This is a genomic window from Draconibacterium sediminis (assembly GCF_000949475.1).
Lineage (GTDB): Bacteria > Bacteroidota > Bacteroidia > Bacteroidales > Prolixibacteraceae > Draconibacterium > Draconibacterium sediminis.
The window spans coordinates 2,212,172-2,232,449 of record NZ_JRHC01000001.1 but is presented as its reverse complement, the minus strand read 5'-3'; the positions used below and the strand labels follow the sequence as shown (position 1 = coordinate 2,232,449).

15 protein-coding genes are annotated in these 20,278 nt (G+C 38.2%); 3 read left to right on the top strand and 12 right to left on the bottom strand.

Annotated elements, in window-relative coordinates; genetic code table 11:
- Positions 1–3: 3 nt before the first annotated feature.
- The 11 genes from LH29_RS08700 to LH29_RS08650 form a co-directional block, all read right to left on the bottom strand.
- Positions 4–3,099, bottom strand: a complete 3,096-nt coding sequence (locus LH29_RS08700) for a SusC/RagA family TonB-linked outer membrane protein (protein ID WP_045027802.1) — start codon at positions 3,097–3,099, stop codon at positions 4–6.
- An 11-nt stretch (positions 3,100–3,110) separates the two neighbouring features.
- Positions 3,111–5,312 carry a GH32 C-terminal domain-containing protein gene (locus LH29_RS08695; RefSeq protein ID WP_045027801.1) on the bottom strand — a complete coding sequence of 734 codons (2,202 nt, stop codon included), beginning with the start codon at positions 5,310–5,312 and terminating at the stop codon, positions 3,111–3,113.
- A 12-nt stretch (positions 5,313–5,324) separates the two neighbouring features.
- Positions 5,325–6,221, bottom strand: coding sequence for a carbohydrate kinase family protein (locus tag LH29_RS08690; protein ID WP_045027798.1), 897 nt, complete (start codon positions 6,219–6,221; stop codon positions 5,325–5,327).
- Between the two features lie 13 nt (positions 6,222–6,234).
- Positions 6,235–7,569 (bottom strand): sugar porter family MFS transporter, encoded by a 1,335-nt coding sequence (locus LH29_RS08685; RefSeq protein WP_045027796.1) that lies wholly within the window; start codon positions 7,567–7,569, stop codon positions 6,235–6,237.
- A gap of 702 nt (positions 7,570–8,271) precedes the next feature.
- The gene (locus tag LH29_RS08680) at positions 8,272–9,174 is read right to left on the bottom strand and encodes a relaxase/mobilization nuclease domain-containing protein (protein ID WP_045027794.1); all 903 of its coding nucleotides are present in this window, start codon (positions 9,172–9,174) and stop codon (positions 8,272–8,274) included.
- Between the two features lie 9 nt (positions 9,175–9,183).
- Positions 9,184–9,552, bottom strand: coding sequence for a ribbon-helix-helix domain-containing protein (locus tag LH29_RS08675; protein WP_045027791.1), 369 nt, complete (start codon positions 9,550–9,552; stop codon positions 9,184–9,186).
- Between the two features lie 204 nt (positions 9,553–9,756).
- Positions 9,757–10,650, bottom strand: a complete 894-nt coding sequence (locus LH29_RS08670; RefSeq protein WP_045029055.1) for a CHC2 zinc finger domain-containing protein — start codon at positions 10,648–10,650, stop codon at positions 9,757–9,759.
- Positions 10,651–10,853: 203 nt separating this feature from the next.
- Positions 10,854–12,065, bottom strand: a complete 1,212-nt coding sequence (locus LH29_RS08665) for a primase-helicase family protein (protein WP_045027783.1) — start codon at positions 12,063–12,065, stop codon at positions 10,854–10,856.
- A 5-nt stretch (positions 12,066–12,070) separates the two neighbouring features.
- Complete coding sequence (locus LH29_RS08660) at positions 12,071–12,406, bottom strand: helix-turn-helix domain-containing protein (protein ID WP_045027782.1); 336 nt, start codon at positions 12,404–12,406, stop codon at positions 12,071–12,073.
- A gap of 221 nt (positions 12,407–12,627) precedes the next feature.
- A complete protein-coding gene (locus LH29_RS08655) occupies positions 12,628–13,035 on the bottom strand; it encodes a MerR family transcriptional regulator (RefSeq protein WP_045027779.1) in 408 nt (135 codons plus the stop codon).
- A gap of 332 nt (positions 13,036–13,367) precedes the next feature.
- Complete coding sequence (locus LH29_RS08650; RefSeq protein ID WP_045027776.1) at positions 13,368–14,597, bottom strand: site-specific integrase; 1,230 nt, start codon at positions 14,595–14,597, stop codon at positions 13,368–13,370.
- 821 nt (positions 14,598–15,418) lie between these two features.
- Between LH29_RS08650 and abc-f the strand changes: the two genes are divergently transcribed.
- Entirely contained in the window at positions 15,419–17,365 is a 1,947-nt protein-coding gene (abc-f, locus tag LH29_RS08645) for a ribosomal protection-like ABC-F family protein (RefSeq protein ID WP_045027774.1), read from the top strand.
- 7 nt (positions 17,366–17,372) lie between these two features.
- Entirely contained in the window at positions 17,373–18,131 is a 759-nt protein-coding gene (gene rlmB / locus LH29_RS08640; protein ID WP_198152381.1) for a 23S rRNA (guanosine(2251)-2'-O)-methyltransferase RlmB, read from the top strand.
- Here rlmB and LH29_RS08635 read toward each other — a convergent pair.
- Positions 18,122–18,589, bottom strand: a complete 468-nt coding sequence (locus LH29_RS08635) for an Lrp/AsnC family transcriptional regulator (protein ID WP_045027768.1) — start codon at positions 18,587–18,589, stop codon at positions 18,122–18,124. The genes rlmB and LH29_RS08635 overlap by 10 nt on opposite strands.
- A gap of 358 nt (positions 18,590–18,947) precedes the next feature.
- Here LH29_RS08635 and LH29_RS08630 point away from each other — a divergent pair, with 358 nt between their 5' ends.
- Complete coding sequence (locus LH29_RS08630; RefSeq protein ID WP_045029054.1) at positions 18,948–20,276, top strand: ammonium transporter; 1,329 nt, start codon at positions 18,948–18,950, stop codon at positions 20,274–20,276.
- The last annotated feature ends 2 nt before the right edge of the window (positions 20,277–20,278 follow it).

The window sequence follows — 20,278 nt, the reverse complement described above, 5'->3', positions numbered from 1 at the left end:
TTTTTAAAATTGTAGGTTAAGTCCGAAACTATACGTTTTAGTGTGTGGGTACACACCCATTCCTGCAATACCAATGCCTGTCCTGCTAAGCCCAGGCACTTCGTAGTCAAACCCTGTAAAAGAAGTTATGGTCATCAGGTTTTCTGCCTGTACATAGAATTTACCAGCATCAAGTCCCAATTTCTTAAAAAAGCTGTCTGTTTTAGTTGAAAAGTTATACCCAATATTGACACTCTTTAGCCTAAAATAAGAACCATCTTCAACAAAATATGTAGAAGCTCTTTTTTGATCGTTTACATCTGAGGTACTTAATCCAGGAATAAGAGAATTAGCATTATCGACAGCCCAGGCATCTAAAGTGTTTCTTCCATGATTAAAACCAAAGTATGTAAAGTCAAGCATTTCGCGTTGAGCATTATACATGTCATTACCCTGTCTTCCATCAAAAAACACATTAAATTCCCAGCTCCTATAACCTGCATATAGATTTATTCCGTAAATAAAATCGGGATGTGGATTTCCTATAATTGTTCTATCATCCTGGTTAATCACTCCATCTCCATTAAGGTCTCGGTACCTGATGTTTCCTAAAGCTTTTCCAGGTTGTACTGCATGTACAGCCACTTCTTCCGGAGTCCTGAATAAACCATCGGCGATATACCCAAAATAGGAACCAATTGGATGTCCAACTCCTGTATAAGACACCCCTTCTAAAATGAAATTATCTGAGCTGCTTAGATCTGTTACTTCATTTTCATAAGCAGAGAATGTGAGATCGGCTCCAAAAGTAAATGCTTTTTGTGGAGAGGACCTATAGCCTAGTACCACATCGATCCCCTTATTGGTCATATCACCTGCATTAAAAAATAAAGTTTTGCCGGCCTCTCCCAATACAGAAGGCTGAATGACCTGTAATAATAAATCAGAGGTTTTCTTTTCGTATAAATCTAATACTAAGCTTATTCTATTGTTGAATAAACTTGCATCTACTCCCACATTGGTTTGATAGGATTGTTCCCATTTTAAATCCGGGTTACCGACTTGATTGGGAGATACACCTAAATCAATTTCACCACTACCACCACCGTTTAAATCATAATTACTATTCTCTATGGCTTGCTGGTAAATAGAATATTGTGCATATTCAAGAATGTCGGCATTACCATTAGCTCCCCAAGAAGCTCTGAGTTTTAAGTTATTTACGATTTCACTGTTTAATAGAAAATTTTCGTTACTTATAGTCCATCCAATCGAAGCTGTTGGGAAAATGGCATACCTATTATTGCGACCAAAGCGAGAAGAGCCATCTCGTCTAATACTGGCAGAAAGGTAATATTTGTCTTTAAAGTCGTATGATGCTTTTGCAAACACAGACTCTCTTCTGCTATCTGCACCTATTCCATAAGCATCAAGATTACTATTATCTGCAAGAATATCGTAGGCTTCAATATTTTCAAAATCAACCTCCGTACCATAAGGAACCTGAACACGATAATAACTGTTATCCTGGTCTTTTCGATATACCTCGTGACCTACAAATGCGTTTAATGAATGTACACCTAACTCGCGACCATAGGTTAACAGATTCGTAAAGATATAGGTGTCCATGTTATTTCTATTTCGGGAATAACGAGCAACCTCTTCTCCACCAGACAAATACACCAAGTTTCCTAAGATACTTCCATTCTGATTAAAGGCTTCTGTCTGCTCGTTAAACTTAAAGCGATTATTATCGAAGTTAAGTTTCGTACTGAATTTTAATCCCTCAACAATAGTTAGGTCGGCATAAATATTACCAAAGGTTCTCCAGGTTTTCTGTACATTATTCCTGTTAATGTATAAAATTGCCAATGGATTCCATTTGTCCTGAAGACCAGCTCCAACAGGGCCTCCCCAAGTTCCATCTTCGCCATATACTGGAATCAATGGATTTTGTAACAAGGCATCTTCCATCGAGTTGCCTTTAACTTCCTGAAAATTTGATACTGTAAGGTTTTCACCGATTGTAAGTCTATTATTGAAGAAATTAACGCTGGAATTTAACCTGAAGTTTGTACGTTCGTAGTAAGTATGCTCTATCACCCCATCGTCTTTACTATACCCCAGTCCCATAAAAACTTTATACCTCTCACTACCATTTGAATAACCAAAGTCAGTAGTGGTGGAAATGGAATTTTTCAGAATAACATTTATCCAGTCAGTATTTGACACCCTTAGGTTATTATCTGAATCTAAAAACTCAGGTAAAGGCGTACCTGGAGTATAAGTTATATTACCTGCGGTAACAGGAACATTTCCTTGGGCAATATATCTTACATCTAACCATTCCTGCGAGCCTAACACACTAAAATTGTCACGGACGGTATTCAGAGTCACCCTACTGTCTAATGTTATTTTGGCTTTTCCGCTTTCGGCTTGTTTGGTTGTCACAATAATTACACCTCTAGCTGCTTCTGTACCGTAAATACCTGCTGAAGCCGCATCTTTAAGTACCTGAATACTGCCAATATCATTAGGATTTAAACCTGCCGGAGATGTTGTTTGTACACCATCAATTACCCAAAGCGGGCCAGTTCCTCCAAATACTGAAGTTAAACCACGTATAGAAATTTGGGTGTCGTTACCTCCGGGAACTCCAGAAGAAGTGAGGGTTAAGCCCGGTACTCTACCCTGTAGTTTCGAGATCACATTAGGAGTAGAAACCATGTCCAATTCTTCGGTTTTCACGATCGAAATTGCTCCCGTTATGTCTGATTTCTTTTCAACTGCATACCCCGTAACAACCACTTCTTCCAATTGCTCGGTGTCTTCTATTAAAATAAAATCATAGATACTCTCAGAGCCTACAACGGCGGATACTTCTTTGAAACCAATAAAGGTAACTAGTAAAGTATCACCTTGACCAACCTGAATTTGATAGTTACCATCAAAATTCGAAATTGTCCCATTCGTTGTACCTTTTACGACAACAGTAGCGCCAGGCAATGGCTCACCATCACCGGATTTTATTGTTCCGGAAATGGTGCGTTGTTGCGCAAAAGATAACAGCGAAGTAAAAAACATTAATGTAAAACATAAGCTTTTCATTGCATTCTTCATTTTAATTATCTTTAGTTAGTAATTTTAAAAACTGTTACATCGGCCGTTGCAGTTCCTCCGTTGGCAAACATGTCGACCCCGGTTGCATTAGCAAGTGTTGGGAAAAAACGTCCTGTAAAATGTGATTGATTATCTACAAATACTTCCAAAACCGATCCATCAATAAAAACACGCACATCAACTACATCTCCTTGTTTAACAGGATAGTAACCAGTCCTAATGTCTTTTCGAACCAATGAACTAAGTGATGATTTTGAAGCGTCAACCACCCACTGTTGTGTTGTAAAATCGTAGTATACTTTATATTCTTCCTTACCATCAGGAGATTTTCCGAAAATAAATCCTACCTGATTAGCATCGCCAGTATTAATAGTTGCGTTCAGTTCAAAATGACGTTCATTATAATTATTTAGATAGTTGCTTCCAGTGGCTTCTAATGTAAGACCAGTGAATGTTTTTTGGTCTCCCCTTAAGGTCTCCAGATTAGGGTGAGGTTTAATTACAATTGTATTCGATTCATCTAATTCCCAAACCTGAGGTACGCTGAATAAATGAGCCCATCCTTGCTCCATTTGGAATTGTGCATCCACCTCGTCTGGGATAATTCCGATGGCTGTTATTAACCCTTCTTTATCCTCTGTTACCGTCGGTGACAAAAATCCATTGACAACCTCTAATTTTTTAGCCTTTTCGAAATCAGGAGTGAATACACCGTTTTCGAATTGTCCGATCCAATATGTTGTAATGGCCGGAGTCGCATCGGGAGTTTTTTGAACTAAAAGCATTTCTTTTCCATTAGGGAATTCATAAACAACAGGCATTTCCCAAAAAGCTCCTTCTCCTTCACTCTTCCGCCCCTGAAAGGCTATTCTTTCATAATTCCAATTCTTAAAATCTTCACTTTTATAATAAACAAGATTACCACCTATTGATGATATTCCACTACCAACTACCATGTGGTAGGTACCATCTTTTTTCCAGATATACGGATCTCTAAAATCCATATCTACCTGATATGGTGCGAAAGGAATTACTGGATTATACGAATCTTTAACAAGTGTCTGATAATTATCGGAGGATGTTGCAGTACCGATACCTGCCTTAACCCCATCAACACCTGTATATGCAACTGCGGGAGTACCATCGTTAAGTATAATTGCACAGCCTGACCATATGCCAAAATTATCCCATCCTTCATCAGGCCATAAAACGGCATTCTGTTCATCCCAATCTACAAGGTTAGAACTTGTGAAGTGCCCCCAATTTTGTTGAGCGATTCCCAGAAAAACTTCATTTTTCTGAAAGAACATGTGGTATTTATTCTGATGGTATATTAGTCCGTAAGATTCATTTGCCCATCCATAATCGGGAAGAGCGTGATATATCGGCCGATAAAAGTTATCAGAATAATTAATATCCAATTGATAGGATACCGGAGGCGATGGTGGGCTATACTTACTATATTCAGAATTTACAATTTCTTGAGTTAATTGACCAGAAAATATCATTAACTCATCTATGGCTCCTGAGAAATAGTCAATATCATAAATGCCAATCTGCTCACCTTTTGTATTTTTCCCAATAATGAACGAAGTGTTGCCTGCTGGCCATGAGATGTTTCCGTTCGGGATAGTAGTATTTTTAATAATCGTTTTATCAAGAAAGATCTTCAATAAACCGTTTTTGGGACTAATGCTTACCATCACAGAGCTCCATGCATTTTTTGGCAGACTTTCGGCAGTTACATGTTCATACGAGACTCCATTTATAAAGTAGTTCACTACTATCTGACCAAACTTATTTATACCTACCATCACTCCAGTATTCGAGCCCTCAGAAGTCAGTGCCAACATAGCAGATGTGCTTATAGGATACGATTTGGGTGAAACCCATAAAGACAAACTAAACTGACTTTTAGGAAGAATACTGCTAGACAATGTCCCAGTTATCTGGCTTGACAAGCCATCGAAAAACAATCCATTACCCAATACGCCAGGCATTCGGTTAATACCGTTACCCAATATTTCGTAGTTATTGTTGGTATTCGATTCGACGGTGCTATTCCCGGAGGTTTCATTAAACTTAAACGCAACTACTTCCTCAATCGTTTCTTCAGGAGTGACTACCGGAGGAAGTGGTCCATCATCATCGCTACACGATAAAGAAAAAGCAGCAATGAATAAAGATGAAATAATTAGAATGATTAGTTTCATTTTGTTCCCTATTTAGTTTCCTGATAAAATTTCATTAATTTCAGCCATGTCGTACCTTGGAGTCGCTCCTTCTTTTGATGCAACAAATGCTCCTGTTGCACAAGCAAAAGCCAATGCATCGGCAGGTTCTTTTTTATTTAGAAGAGATGCAATTAATCCGGCAAGAAATGCGTCTCCTGCACCAACGGTATCAACCGCATTTACTTTAAAACCAGGGTGTTCATAAAATTCGCCATTGCAATACAACAAAGCACCATTTTCGCCCTTCGTTAAGCAAACCATTTTTATATTGTAATGTGCTACAAACCACCTTATCAGACTTTTTTCATCGTCTTTATGTTTGTTGTACCACTGCGCAAAAACCACTAGTTCATCATCGTTTAATTTTACTATATCGGTTTTTTCCAGTAGCTGTTCAACGACTTCTTGAGAATCATAAGGTTCACGGAAGTTTACATCAATAAGGTTAATACCTTCATTATCCAACATTTTCAGAATGGTCTTTCGCGTTAGTGGATTACGTGAAGCCAAGGAACCGTATATAACCAAGCCTGAACTTTTTGCTTTTTTGACTAATTCGTCAGTTAAAAGAATACTGTCCCAGGCAACCGGTTCACAAATCTCATAGGTAGCGTTATTATTATCATCCAGATGGACCAAAACCTCACTGGTTGAAAGAAATTCATCGGTTTGGATGTATTTCGTAGTAACACCAGACCTTTTTAGAAAATCTTTCAGTTTTTTACCTGACTCGTCGTTCCCAATTCTGCTCGCAATAGCCACATCTAACCCAATTGCATTTAAATGAAGTGCTACATTCATTGGCGCTCCTCCAGGCTTTGCTCCCGATGGTAGACAATCCCACAGCACCTCTCCAATACACAAAATTTCGTTATTTTTTATATCCATTTTAAAGTGATTATTATCGTATTAGCTCTTTTTGAATGTCTTCCAATGATTTTCCTTTAGTTTCAGGAAGTATTTTCCATGCAAAGACGAAATGTAAAACCATCATTATTGTGAAAAAACCGAATGAAATACCTCCACCAACAGTATTGTTCAGTACTGGAAAGCCCCAAATTAAGGCAGCTGCAAAAATCCAATGGGTAAAGCTTCCAAGCGCTTGTCCTTGAGAGCGAACTTTGTTTGGGAAGATTTCTGAGATAACGACCCAAAGTACAGCACCTTGCGAAAATGCGAAGAAGGCGATAAATCCCATTAGATAAATCATGACACCATAGCCACCCAGTTCCGAGTAGTTTTCGGTAAAGAATGCTTTTGATAACATTCCGAGGAAAAATACCATACCAATCGAACCTGCCATTAGCAATGTGCGACGGCCATATTTGTCAATTAAAAATAATGCTACGAACGTGAAAAGTAAGTTGGTTGCACCAACAGAAATCGACTGTAAGAGCGATGCATTGGTCCCAAAGCCAGCCATCTCGAAAACACGCGGAGCATAAATCATTATGGCATTGATACCTGCCAGCTGATTGAAGGCCGCAATTAGAATCGCAATTAGTATTGGGAAACGGTTTTCCTTAACGAATAATTTGCCATGTCCCATTGCCTCTCCCTGTTCTACTGATTCTTTTACATTTCGAACTTCCTCTTCAGGTCTTTCTGCTCCTATACGTAGAAAAACACCTAAAGCTTCTTTGCTTCTTCCTTTATTGATTAGCCAACGTGGGCTTTCAGGAACTAAATTCAGTAATAAAAAGAAAAGTGTAGCAGGCAGGACTTCGATTCCAATCATCCAACGCCAAGAGTTGCTTTCAATTATATTTGCCAGAAGATAATTAATTGCAAATGCCAAGAATATGGCAGCTACAACAAAAAATTGGTTCATTAGTACCAGCTGTCCGCGTTTCTTTGCCGGTGAAATCTCTGCGATAAACATTGGAGTTACTACTGTTATACACCCCAGTAACACACCTGTTATCAAACGACACACCAGAAGCATTGTCCAGTTTATTGCAAAAGCGCTACCTAAAGTTGATAAGGCAAAAAGACCAGATAATACAATTAATGATTTGCGGCGACCATATTTTTCTGCAGGCCTACCTATTATTAATGTACCAATGATGGTCCCAATAATAGCAACAGCCACAGTAAAACCCAGCCAAAAGCTATTTAAATTGTATAAAGTTTCTAATTGAGTGGTGGTTCCTGACATCATAGCAATATCATAACCAAATAGGAAACCACCCAAGGCGATTATAATTGCAACTGTAAAAACATTTTGTTGTTTCATCTCGATTCAGAATTATTGGTTTATCATGAATCAAAGATATTTTGCGCCTATTGGTTTCGCTTCCATCAACGATACAAAAGCTCCTTTAAATGTTACATTTTAAGTCGATTTTATGGGCATTTTAGTTTATGTAACAAATTGTAAGAAATGTTTCATTGAAAAGATTGCTCCTTTTTGAGAAACCTACATTGTTCATAATTGTTGGACGACTGAATTTAAATGCCCTTTTTTTTGCGATCTCTATAACTTTTAATCAAATTACATTTTTTCAAATTCAAAAATTTCTTCACCATCACTCCCACCTAATATTCACTAACTAAAACACTTGAGCCAGTTATTCTTATTTTCGCCATTTTTTCATTTGTCCAAAAAAGATCCCCAGTTTCCTGAGAATCCATAAATTACACATTAACTCAATAATCAAAATTATCAGAATATATAAATACAAGTTTGCATCACTTCATTGTATTATGGCATGTAATCAGGAGGTCGATGAAGAGGATTATGGCTACTTTAAAAGTTTTAGATTAATTATTTATGATTAAGGGTAGTTATAGTATTTTCAATTAATTAGCTCATAAAAATCGCCATCATTTTCTCACCACTGATTTCCACCTTACTAAACCTTTCGTTGATAAAATGGGAATCAGATAAAATAAATCTTTATTTTGAAAGGTTCCTTAAATCCCAAGACAATTAGCTTCAAAGACTCATTCCCCGATCTCTATTCTTCACCTTATATTTCATATTTAGCTCCTTTTTACGTCCTTTACTTTTCTCCACCAACCGATTCAGATCTCTCGCCCATTGTGCCAACTGAAATTGATCAATTACCTGTGTCGGAATTTGGATTTCCTGTTCAGCTTTTGCTGTAAAATAAAACCTTGGCCTTTCCTGAAACTCGGAAAGCCGGATCGGGTAACGAATCGGATTCCCGAATTCATCTGTGATAAAAGCAACATGCCCCCTTCCCGATCTCCTGATCTCAACATTAAAAAGCTCCAGCGATTTGTCGTAAAACTGTTTTGTAGTTATTGATTCGATTTGATTCAGCTGATAAAATAAACTCTCTAGGTTCTGTTTGAGGTTTCTGCTACCTGCAGAAAATTTCAAATTGGATTGTACATGGTTTTGTTCTTTGGTAAGATCATACTTTTGCTCCAGGGATTTAATGAAACGTTGCGTTTTCTCTTTCTCATAATTGTCTTTGATTTTCTTCCCGGTCTGGCAATCGATACGTGTCGAAACAATATGAAAGTGTGTGCGGTCAATGTCTGAATGCTTATAAACAAAGTATGGTTGGTTTCCATAGCCCAAATGCTCCATCAGGTTTCCGATTTCGGTACGAATTCCCTTGTCTCCCAGTTTAACCAGGTCTGTTACCGTTGGATTCACCGAAATATGCAAACCCTTCTTTTTCACCCGAGTGTTTCTATTTTCAATCTCTTTCAGAATATTCAGCCGATCTTGTTTTGTTCCGGCAAAAGGATTTATGGTTGGCGTATTGCCGCTCTTATAGAAGTGTGCCTTTTTCTGCTTTACTTTCTTTTCGTTGTAAAACAAAGCATTTTGAGTATTGCCAGATTGATGGATTACGATGACCATGGTAAAAACTTAGTGCAGGTGTTTTTGTAAAAAAGCCAGGCATTGCATCATCATCTGAAAAGCCTGTTTTAGTAAGTGTCGGTCATTATCTCCAACATTGTAAGTAGAAAATGAATTCATTTTTTTAGAGAGCTGGTTCAGGTTTACACCAATCCTATTCAATTCATAGTCCAGATTATTCAGCTGCTCTTTTGTCTCCGGATCCAAGTGAACTTCTTTCTTAACTGATCTCCGAAATATGGCATAGCGTATATAATCACTCCGACAGCCAAACTTCCCGGCACGCACCAAACTATCCAGTCGCTGCTTTTCCTCTTTGGTGAGAAGCAGCCGGATGATCTCGGTTCGTTTTTCGTGCTCCGGTAATTTTGGTCGCATAGTTTACTCTCGTTTTGTTTTTGGGGAGGGGACTGCATGTTGGTCTGGTCAAAACCAGGGGCTCCTGCCAGACAAGATACCGAAGGTTTTTATGGTAATAAAAACACATCTTGCAGTCCCCTCCCCCCGTAGTTATTTCTTAGTGACTTTTCGAGGTCTTCTCAGGTCGGTGAATCAATTTCTCCGAACTCATAAATCACTTCATTAAAGTCCCAGCCGCCGGTCTTTTATTATCCGCATCCGGGAGCATAGATAGTCATTCAGGTCCTTGTAAATGGAATATCGTTTGGACATATCGCGAGCTTGCGGACAGGATGATTTAATTTTCTGAAAGGCATTTCGTCCACTTACATCATTATCAAAATAAGCAAAGATATTGGTGTGCATTTTTATAAAAGGAAGTGCCTTTTGGACGTTGGCCACCGAATTTAGAACAACCACATCGTATGGTGTCTTTTCGGTTTTTTGTAAAGTCAAGTAGGCAAGAAAATCCCAAAATCCTTCAAAAGCCAGACAGACATAACTGGCATTCTTTACAGTTGAAATTTCTTTGGGAGGAACACAACCTTTAAACCTCGAAGGGCTACTCAGTTCATAACCTCCACTATCATTACCAAATCCAATTGAGTAGTACATCCGATCACGGTTCTGGTAGTGGACTTCGCGGCAATACAGATTTGCCAACGACAAATCAATCTTTCTGGTATTTACCCAGTCAACCAGTTTTGGATGAGAGATGCTCCGGACATCACGAACGGTAATTGACAATTCATTGCCTTTCGTATTATTCAATTCATTTTCCCGGTGAAAAGAAAAATAATTCCGTTTGGGCACGGTAGTAAGTTTTTCCAAGTGGGTGACAGCTTCAGAAAAAGAACAGCGATCCATTTTCATTACGAGGTCTATAATTGAACCACCTTCGTTGATTCCAAAATCATACCAGATATTTTTCTGGTAATCCACTTTTAAACTTGCATTTTGATCTTCACGAAATGGACATAAATACATACCGTAGCTATTAAAATTTTTCTTAGGCCGGATCCCATTCATATTGAGATAATCCCTGATACTTAGTTGTTTTATTTCTGACAGTGCCATAAGTGTTGATTTTTTGTTGTTTTGTTGCAAAACATGATTAACCAAAAGTGATTCAATTGCTTACAGAAGCAACAAGTCTGCAACAAGCAGTTTGAATGTGGTTATTTGTTTGCAACAAACCAGATTTTGTTGTGTCGTTGTTGTAGTATTGTTGTTATGTTTTACTTACTATATTTCAAATACTTACATAGAGGTCCACAACATTACAACAGGATTTTATTGATTTGAGACATTGTGATCTCCATATATCGCCCTTTTCTTTTCACCGGAGCTATTTCTCCGTTTGGGTCGATATAATAAAAACTGTATTCACTATTCTTATGTGAGCTTAGCCCCCAGTTGTCTTTGAGAATATTACGAACCAAACCAATGTCTGCGCGTAAACCGGCTTCACGTATTACCTCTGTGAGGTCTTTGGGACAGAACCACATTTTATCCAGTGCTAAACCATCCATAACATCGTAACAGTAGGTAGCCAGTTCAATCTCTACTTTATTGACATTGTATCTTTTTACCTTTCTTAAAGCCGGTGTTTCTATCGCTGCGGGGCTAAACCACATACGTGACTGATCTTTTGTAGAAAGTTCCCGGTGAAGAAGAAAGTGCAGGAAGTACGGAATTTCCTTAGCCATTTTCTCCTTCAGGTAAACATCGTCCTTTTCTATTGTATGCACCTTTCGGATCCAAAAACGGATTTCTTCCCTGGAGATAATGATGGGATTGTGTTCTTTATTGGAGCAAAGCACAAATTTGGCAAAGAATTCAATCTCTTTCCGGTCCTTGCCTTTTGCTTCCATCTTATAATCAATAGCAGTTGCGAGATTTTTTATTTTCTCGGTATCTTCGATTTTATTGATAAGCAACTCATCAACCAGTATCAAAAGTCGGTTTGCCCAATCTGCATTAAACTGACTGCGAAAATCTTCGTTATTGTTGAAGGTCGAGTTTTTACTAAAAATCATTTTCAGAAATCGTAGAAAGGTTGTCTTTCCCGTATTGCTTTCTTTGGAAACCAGCAACAAAATAGGCAGTATTTGTGTTGGCTTCGTGTAAAGGAGCTGGATGTAGTCCAGTCCAAGCTCAATTTGCTCTCTGAAAATATGATTAAGAAACATTCGGATGTATGGAAACTGACCTGGTGCTGGCTTATAATTTAGTGGTTCGTATTGATTTAGAAATGTACCGTGTACCTGCTTATAGTGAATATGGTCAGGGATGATACAAAAGCCATCGTATTTATCGATTTCCGGAAGGTTGTTTTTCCCGAAATCCTGCCGAAGCGTTTCATAACTCCAGGGGATTTTCTCCTCTACAAAATCGCCACTGATAAGCGGTCTTTGAACGATTTTATATAAAGTAGTTCCAACGCGGACGTATTGGCGACTATTTTGGTTTTCTTGTGTCTCGTCTTTCATAGTGCTTACATTTTTCGTCTGGCACTTCGGGCAAGTGTTAAATCTATTTTAGAAGAATCGTGTCGGGATTTTGTCTGATTTTCTGCCCACAGCAGTATCTCCTTCCGCGAAAAGACCAGCTTATTACCATACGTTTTGCATGGTATTTTACCAGTAGAAGTCAACTTGTAGATTTTTGCTTTTGACGTGGGATAGCCATGTTCCTTTAACAATTTCAAAGTATCGTCTAAAGTCATGGTATCAATTTTTGGTTGGGGAGCCTGTTTCGGCAGCGCCTGTGATACGGCCTCACTTACTATTGCCCGTAGTTCATCGGGCGTTGTTACAATAATGTCTGACATAGTATTCCGTTTTTTGGTTACACCTAAATTTTAATTAAACTCAGGAGCAAAATAAAAACGAATACAACTGGCAATCAAACAGATAAACAGCCTTACACAAAGAGACAAAAAGAAGTAAATAGTGATTAAATATTGAAATAAATCCTCTGGTTGAGTTAAGCAAAATTCGAATGGGAGTAAAACGATATAAAGTTAATCGATGTAAAACTGAAAAGTTTTTTTTACATTTTCTTCTTTTGATTTTGAAGTTGTTTCAAAATCAGGTCCGGTGGAAAGATCTCTGTATTGTCCATTACTTCAGATTTTACAGAGCTTATAAATCCGTCCTTAATCCATTTATCAAGGGTTGGCCGCGAAACCTTTAGCATTTTGGCAATATCTTTTTTCAGAACAATCGGCTCACCGTTCACCATTCGAATGAATTCTTTGTTCACAACCATATACCTTTTCAGGTTTTCGATTGCTTTATCAATATTTTGAATACGGGGATTGATTTTCTTTTTCACCGATATTTCGAGGGTGTTCATATCGTAATTAGCCAGTTCTGGTTTTTGCTGCAATTCTGCTACGATTGCATCAAAAACTTCCATTTCTCTGGCTGGTATTTTGTATTGTTTGCGACGGGGCATACTACTTTTTTTGTCTAAGAATATCTAATTTATTTCTAAATAGTGAGATTTAGACATTCCAACTTACAGTTATCCAATTATTTAAAACACACTAAATGTCTAAGTTAGTCTAAAAGTTTATCTAAAGCTTTTGTTTTTAGTTATTCTTTAAATTGACGTAGTACTGTCACGACAATTATAATTTCTTCTTTTTCGCGTTTTATTTACGTTTTAGATCTGGCATACTAATACTTCCTACCTCATCGGTGCGACATATACTTCCCAATGCCCAAATCTTAGGCACTAGCTTGTATGGGATAGGCCATAGATATAATATAAATATATGACAAAATTTATTCAAACTGAGTTAATAGACTGGCATTCTTCATCCGTTCCTCTTTTTCAAAGGAAGCCAGATAGTTTTCTGTTGTCCTCAGGTCCTTATGGCCCAAACTTTCTGAGATATAAGCAATGTTTGCACCCGATCTTTTAAGTACTGTGGCATAAGAATGGCGGGCCGTGTAGGTGCTAAGCCCAGCAATATTCAATGCTTTACCAATCTTTCTTAGCCGCCTGTTGCAATTACTGATTACATCCCGGGTTCTTTTCTTTATTTCTAAAGGAGTTTCACCTCCTTTTAAAAAGCCAAATATGTAATTATCAGGATTTACATCTTTCGTTCCCCACCTGTCCATTATTGCTTGCATCTCGGGTGTAATTACTGCACAAATATCTTTTTTAACCCTTGCTGTTTTGATTGTTTTTGATCGTATAAAATATAGTTCGTCATTTTTAATATTGGAATATTTTAAGGTAATCAGATCAGCAAAATTGATTCCGTTACAGAGATAGGAAAAGAACCATAAGTCACGATAGTGCTCAGTTGCTTCGCTACCATCAGTATAAGTAATAAGGTTCTTAATCTGCTCCAGATTTAAAGCCAATTTACGCCCTTTACCTGTTGGTATTTTATATTTACCCCGGCCAAAAGGATATTGGCTCTCCTTTATTAATCCTATTTCTTTCGCACTATTCAAGACTGTTCGAATAGCGCGACCTCGCATTCCAATTGTTGTATAAGATTTTCCTTCTTTTAATAGAAACTTTTCATATTTCTGTAACCACTCTGGAGTAATAAGATCCAAAGGGATATTTTCTCCAGCAAAACTTTCAATACTTTTTAAGGTATAACTATAGTACTCGTGGGTATTTATCTGATCGTTTTGAAGCAATGAATCCAACTTTGTTTTAAAACAAACATTCAAGGTATCACCAACACCGTTTCCTAAATAATTATTTAAGACTATAAAAGAAAATTTATCATCACGTTCCAATTTCACAACTGCCGACTTAACTTTATCAAAAGAATGTTGAACATCAGTTTTTAACAAGATCTGTTTTTTGCTTTTGGTTATCGGTAACTTTTCCCAATCGGTTTTACTTAAACTTTTGCCAGTTGAATAATAAACTCTTCTTCTTTTAAAAGTTACTCGTATCTTTATAGGGTAAGTTTGTTCCTTTAATTCCCTTCTTTGATCTAAGATTGATGCTATGGTAATACCATTGTTTGAATAGCTAAACATCGAAATAAATTTTTCGTGTACAAATCAAATAATTTGCACACAATTTGCACACAAACTTAACGATTATATCCAAAAGCAACAAAATAAAAATTACCAAACAAGACACACAACTAACTATAATGCAATATGTTATCAAACATTTACAAATTCATAAAAATTAAAGAAAACCCAAGATTTCTAATTCATAATCATGAGGTCGGCGGTTCAAGCCCGCCTCTCGCTACTAAAACGAAAGGAGTCTGGTAATTACCGGGCTCCTTTTTCTGTTTAAGCCCTAAACTCAAACCAGGCAATTTTTGTAATTCGATAGATAATTAAACAACAAAAAAGAGCTATCCAGCTGAAGCTCTTTTTTGATACCACTAATTTTTGTAGACGAGAATTAACTTGTATATAATTTCGGTTGTAGTTTCAGAATAAAGGGTAGAACATTTATGGACGCTTTTTTTTGAAGATGATTGATAATTTTACAAACCCCTTAACATAAACCAATCAAGATGCATATTCTACCCTTATAATTTATCTTTTTAGTTACACCATACAAGTTACGGATTAATCATTAAAACACCAAATAGTATTTTTTCAGAAATTCTTTCTTTACTCCATTAAATAATGCTCTTTTCAATTTAGCACACTCGATAATTTACTTTACACTTGCGTATTTTATCACGCCAAACTTCAAAACAAAACATAGAAAATCCCCTTTAAATCCAACTTATTTTTTGAGATAGGTAAACAAAGTAATATCAAGAAATCTCACACCTGTTTTTGCACTACCCTGTCTGTGCGAAATAATTATCTTTGGGCAATTTTTGTACAGAATGATATCGATAGATAAAATAAATCTCAGTTTTGGCGGTTTCGAACTGTTTAAAGAAATCAGTTTTCTGGTTAACCCAAAAGACCGAATTGGACTGATTGGTAAAAACGGTGCCGGAAAAAGTACACTGCTAAAAATTATTACAGGCATAGAAAATCCAACGGCAGGTGTAGTAGCCGTTCCGAAAGAAACAAGCGTTGGTTATTTACCTCAGCAAATGGTGGTTTCGGATACGCGCACACTGAAAAATGAAGTCACACAGGCTTTTGAGGAACTTTTAGCTATTGAAAAGAAAATAGCGCACCTAAACCAGGAAATTGCCGAAAGCGAAGATTATCATTCTGATGACTATTTAAAGAAACTCGACCTGATTACCGAATACAACGAGCGTTACCAGCTTTTGGGTGGCGATAACTACGAAGCCGAGCTCGAGCAAACGCTTATGGGACTTGGTTTCGAAAGAACTGATTTCGACCGGATGACCTCCGAATTCAGCGGAGGCTGGCGTATGCGTGTTGAGCTGGCAAAATTGCTGCTAAAAAAGCCCGATGTATTTTTATTGGATGAGCCTACCAACCACCTTGATATCGAATCGATTCAGTGGCTGGAAGATTTTCTGAAAACATACAGCGGAGCCGTTATCCTGGTTTCGCACGATAAAGCTTTTCTGGATGCCGTTTGTAACCGCACCATCGAAATTTCACTCGGCAAAATTACCGACCAGAAAATGAATTACAGCCGTTTCATGGACTGGAAAGCCGAACAGCGCGAGATTAATTTGGCAGCTTACACCAACCAGCAAAAAATGATTGAAGATACCGAACGTTTTATTGAACGGTTCCGATACAAATCATCAAAAGCAGTGCAGGTGCAGTCGCGGGTAAAACAGTTGGAAAAACTGGACAGGATTGAAATTGAAGAAGAAGATAACTCAGCTCTGAAAATCAATTTCCCACCGGCACCACGCTCGGGTCGCGTCGTGGTTGAAGCCAAACATATCAGCAAATATTACGATTCGTTGCACGTGCTCGATGATATCAACCTCACTATCGAAAATGGTGAAAAGATAGCGTTTGTTGGCCGTAACGGAGAAGGCAAAACAACGCTTGCCCGGATTATCATGAGCGAGCTGGAACACGGTGGAACAATGAAATTGGGGCACAATGTAAAAATTGGCTACTTTGCCCAAAATCAGGCGCAACTGCTAAATGGCGAACTTACGGTTTTTGAAACCATAGATGAAATTGCTGTTGGCGATATCCGCACAAAGATTAGGGATATTCTTGCCGCGTTTTTATTCCGTGGCGAAGACATCGAAAAAAAAGTTAAAGTATTAAGTGGGGGTGAAAAGTCGCGACTGGCAATGATTCGTTTGATGCTTGAGCCGGTTAACTTTCTTATTCTGGATGAGCCCACCAACCACCTCGACATGCGCTCGAAAGAGATTCTAAAAAACGCACTGGCCAATTTTTCGGGAACCGTGTTGGTGGTTTCGCACGACCGTGATTTTCTGGATGGTTTAGTGAATTGTATTTATGAATTCAGAAATAAAAAGGCAAAACAACATTTGGGCGGCATTTTCGATTTTCTGTACCGAAAGAAAATGGAGTCGATGAAAGAGTTGGAAAGCAAGAAAAAGAATACAAAAGCCGCAAAAGTTGTAACTTCGGATAAACAAAACGATGAGCTGTCGTTCGATGAAAAAAAGGAGATCAACCGCACCATTTCGCGAATGGAGAAAAGCGTAGCTCAAACCGAAGAAAAAATAGCAGAACTGGAGGCCGAAATAGAAGAAATGGACAAGTTACTTGCCAATCCCGGGGATATCGACGATCACTCGGTTTTTGAGCAATACGAGCAATTAAAATCGAACCTGGAACAAAGTATGCTTGACTGGGAAAATGCCCACGAAGAGCTGGAAAACTGGAAGGCTAAAAAAACCTGGTAAATTAAAAATGATGAGACAAAAAGGAATAGATAAAGAGGATTTTCTGTTTGGAACAAGAGCGATTATCGAAGCCATTAAAAAAGGCAAAACAATTGACAGAATCCTGATAAAAAAAGGCTTGCGAAACGAACTGATCACCGAACTGCAAGAACTGATTAAAGAAAACGAGATTGGCGTACAATACGTTCCTATCGAGAAAATAAACCGTATTACTCGAAAAAATCACCAGGGAGTGCTGGCGTTTGTTTCGCCTATTGAGTTTGACAATGTTGAAACAGTAATTCCGGGAATTTTCGAAGAAGGAAAAACTCCCCTCCTGCTTGTTTTAGATCAGATTACCGACGTGCGTAACTTTGGCGCCATTGCCCGATCGGCCGAATGTGCCGGGGTACAGGCAATTATTATTCCCGAAAAAGGCATGGCGCGTATTGGTGCCGATGCTGTTAAAACATCGGCAGGAGCTATTCATAACATTCCAATTTGCAAAACCAATAACCTGTACCATACGGTCCGGTTTCTGAAGGACTCGGGCATTAAAGTAGTTGCTGCCACCGAAAAAGGCGACAAACTATACACCAATGCCGAAATGAAATCGCCACTGGCCATTGTTATGGGCTCAGAAGACACGGGTGTTTCTGCTCAAATTCTGAAACTTGCCGATGAACAATTAAAAATTCCAATCTTAGGACAGATTGAATCGTTAAATGTTTCGGTATCTGCTGCTTTAATGATTTACGAGGCAGTCAGGCAACGAACTCAGGCCTGAACAGGAATCGTGCGCTTAAAGGATTCTTCAAGAGAAATAAAAGTTTCGGTACTGGCAACACCACCAATTTTTTGAATTTTTCCGCTTAAGATATTTTTTAAGTGCTCATTATCTTTGGCGTAAACTTTAATAAAAATAGCGTATGCTCCGGTGGTGTAATGACATTCAACGATCTCAGGAATTTCTTCCAACCCTTTTACCACTTCGCTGAAAAGACCTCCTTTTTCGAGGAAAATACCGATGTAGGTGCAGGTTTTGAAATCAACCTTTTTAGGATTGATGTGATAGCCCGATCCAACGATCACTTCCAAATCTACCATTCGGTTAACACGTTGATGCACAGCCGCACGTGAAATACCTACTTCTTTTGCAACATCTTTAAAAGGTATCCTTGCGTTTTTGGTAATTATATCCAGAATTTTTAAATCCCAGTCGTCTAAGTTATTCCTTAAAGTCATCTTTAACAATTTTCTACAAAAGTATCAAAAAACTAACATTATTTCAAAGTAAAGTAAGCGGAAATACAATATAGTAACAAAATCACAACAAAGAAGTCCAGACTTACAAAAAACACAAAAATATTATCAGTTTGTTAATTAATACTTCAAATTACTTTCATTATTCCACAAATAGTAGCCATTTTCATGTTAATTAATACTTTTACGACAGATTTTTATAAAAACAGACAGCAATAAAAATCTAAAACAGGTATAGACAGATTAATTTCAGCAACAAAAAACAACTCAATTTCAACTTGAAATTCCGGGTTGTATGATGCTGTGCAGGCTTAAAATTAGTAACCTTAAAATTATAGACATGAAAAATTCAACAAGTTGGTGGCTTATTCTGGCCCTTTTGATAATTGTTGCCGCTCTTGGCGTAATTATACCTACTGGAATTGGAGAAATTGACACCTCGAACCTCGACGCCGGAGATACCGCATGGATGCTGACAGCAACAGGTTTGGTATTGTTAATGACTCCCGGATTGGCATTCTTTTACGGAGGAATGATCCAATCGAGAAATATTATTTCTACCATGCTGCAAAGTTACATTGCCATGGGAATTGTAAGTGTGTTATGGGTGGTAGTTGGTTTTAGTATTGCCTTTGGCGACAGTATCGGAGGTGAAGGATTTGGTCTGTTTGGTAATCCATTAACATTCTTTATGTTTAGAGGAGTTAACGGAGGAACGCATCCCGATTTTGCTCCAACATTTCCGTTTGCCGTATTCGCCATGTTCCAGCTAAAATTTGCCATAATTACACCGGCTCTTATTACCGGATCTTTCGCAGGGAGAGTACGTTTCAGAGCCTACATGTTATTTATGGTACTCTTTATATTATTTATTTATGCGCCGCTGGCCCACTGGACCTGGCATCCAAACGGATTTCTTCGTAACTGGGGAGTACTTGACTTTGCAGGAGGTACCGTAGTACATATGTCGGCAGGATTTGCAGCGCTGGCAGGAGCGATTTTCCTTGGAAGAAGAAAAGACGCTAACAAAGAAATAAAGCCGGCAAACATTCCTTATATTTTATTAGGTGCTGGTATGCTTTGGTTCGGATGGTTTGGTTTTAATGCCGGTTCTGCATTGGCAGCCGATTCTATTGCTGCATCGGCACTGGTTAATACCAATACTGCATCGGCAGCGGCCATGTTAACCTGGATATTTTTTGATGCAGCGCAAGGTAAAAAACCATCAGCAGTTGGTGCAGCTATCGGACTTGTTGTAGGTTTGGTTGCCATTACTCCGGCCGCCGGATTTGTGAATGTTGGCTCGAGTATTTTTATTGGTGTAATTGCCGCCATTATTAGCAACTACGCCATTACGCTTCGTACCAAATCAAAACTGGACGATACACTTGATGTATTCCCAGCTCACGGAATGGGTGGTATTACAGGTATGTTGTTTACCGCTGTTTTTGCCAACGAAGTAGGCTTGATTCATGGGGAAATCACCACTTTCCTATATCACTTACTGGCACTGGTTATTGTTGGAGTTTTCACTTTCGGTGGCTCGATGTTAATGTACAAAATAACCGATATGATTGTTCCAATGCGAATTTCTCCTCATGGCGAAAAAGTTGGTCTGGACATTAGCCAACACGACGAATCGTATAATTTTGTTTACTCAGAAGATTAAGA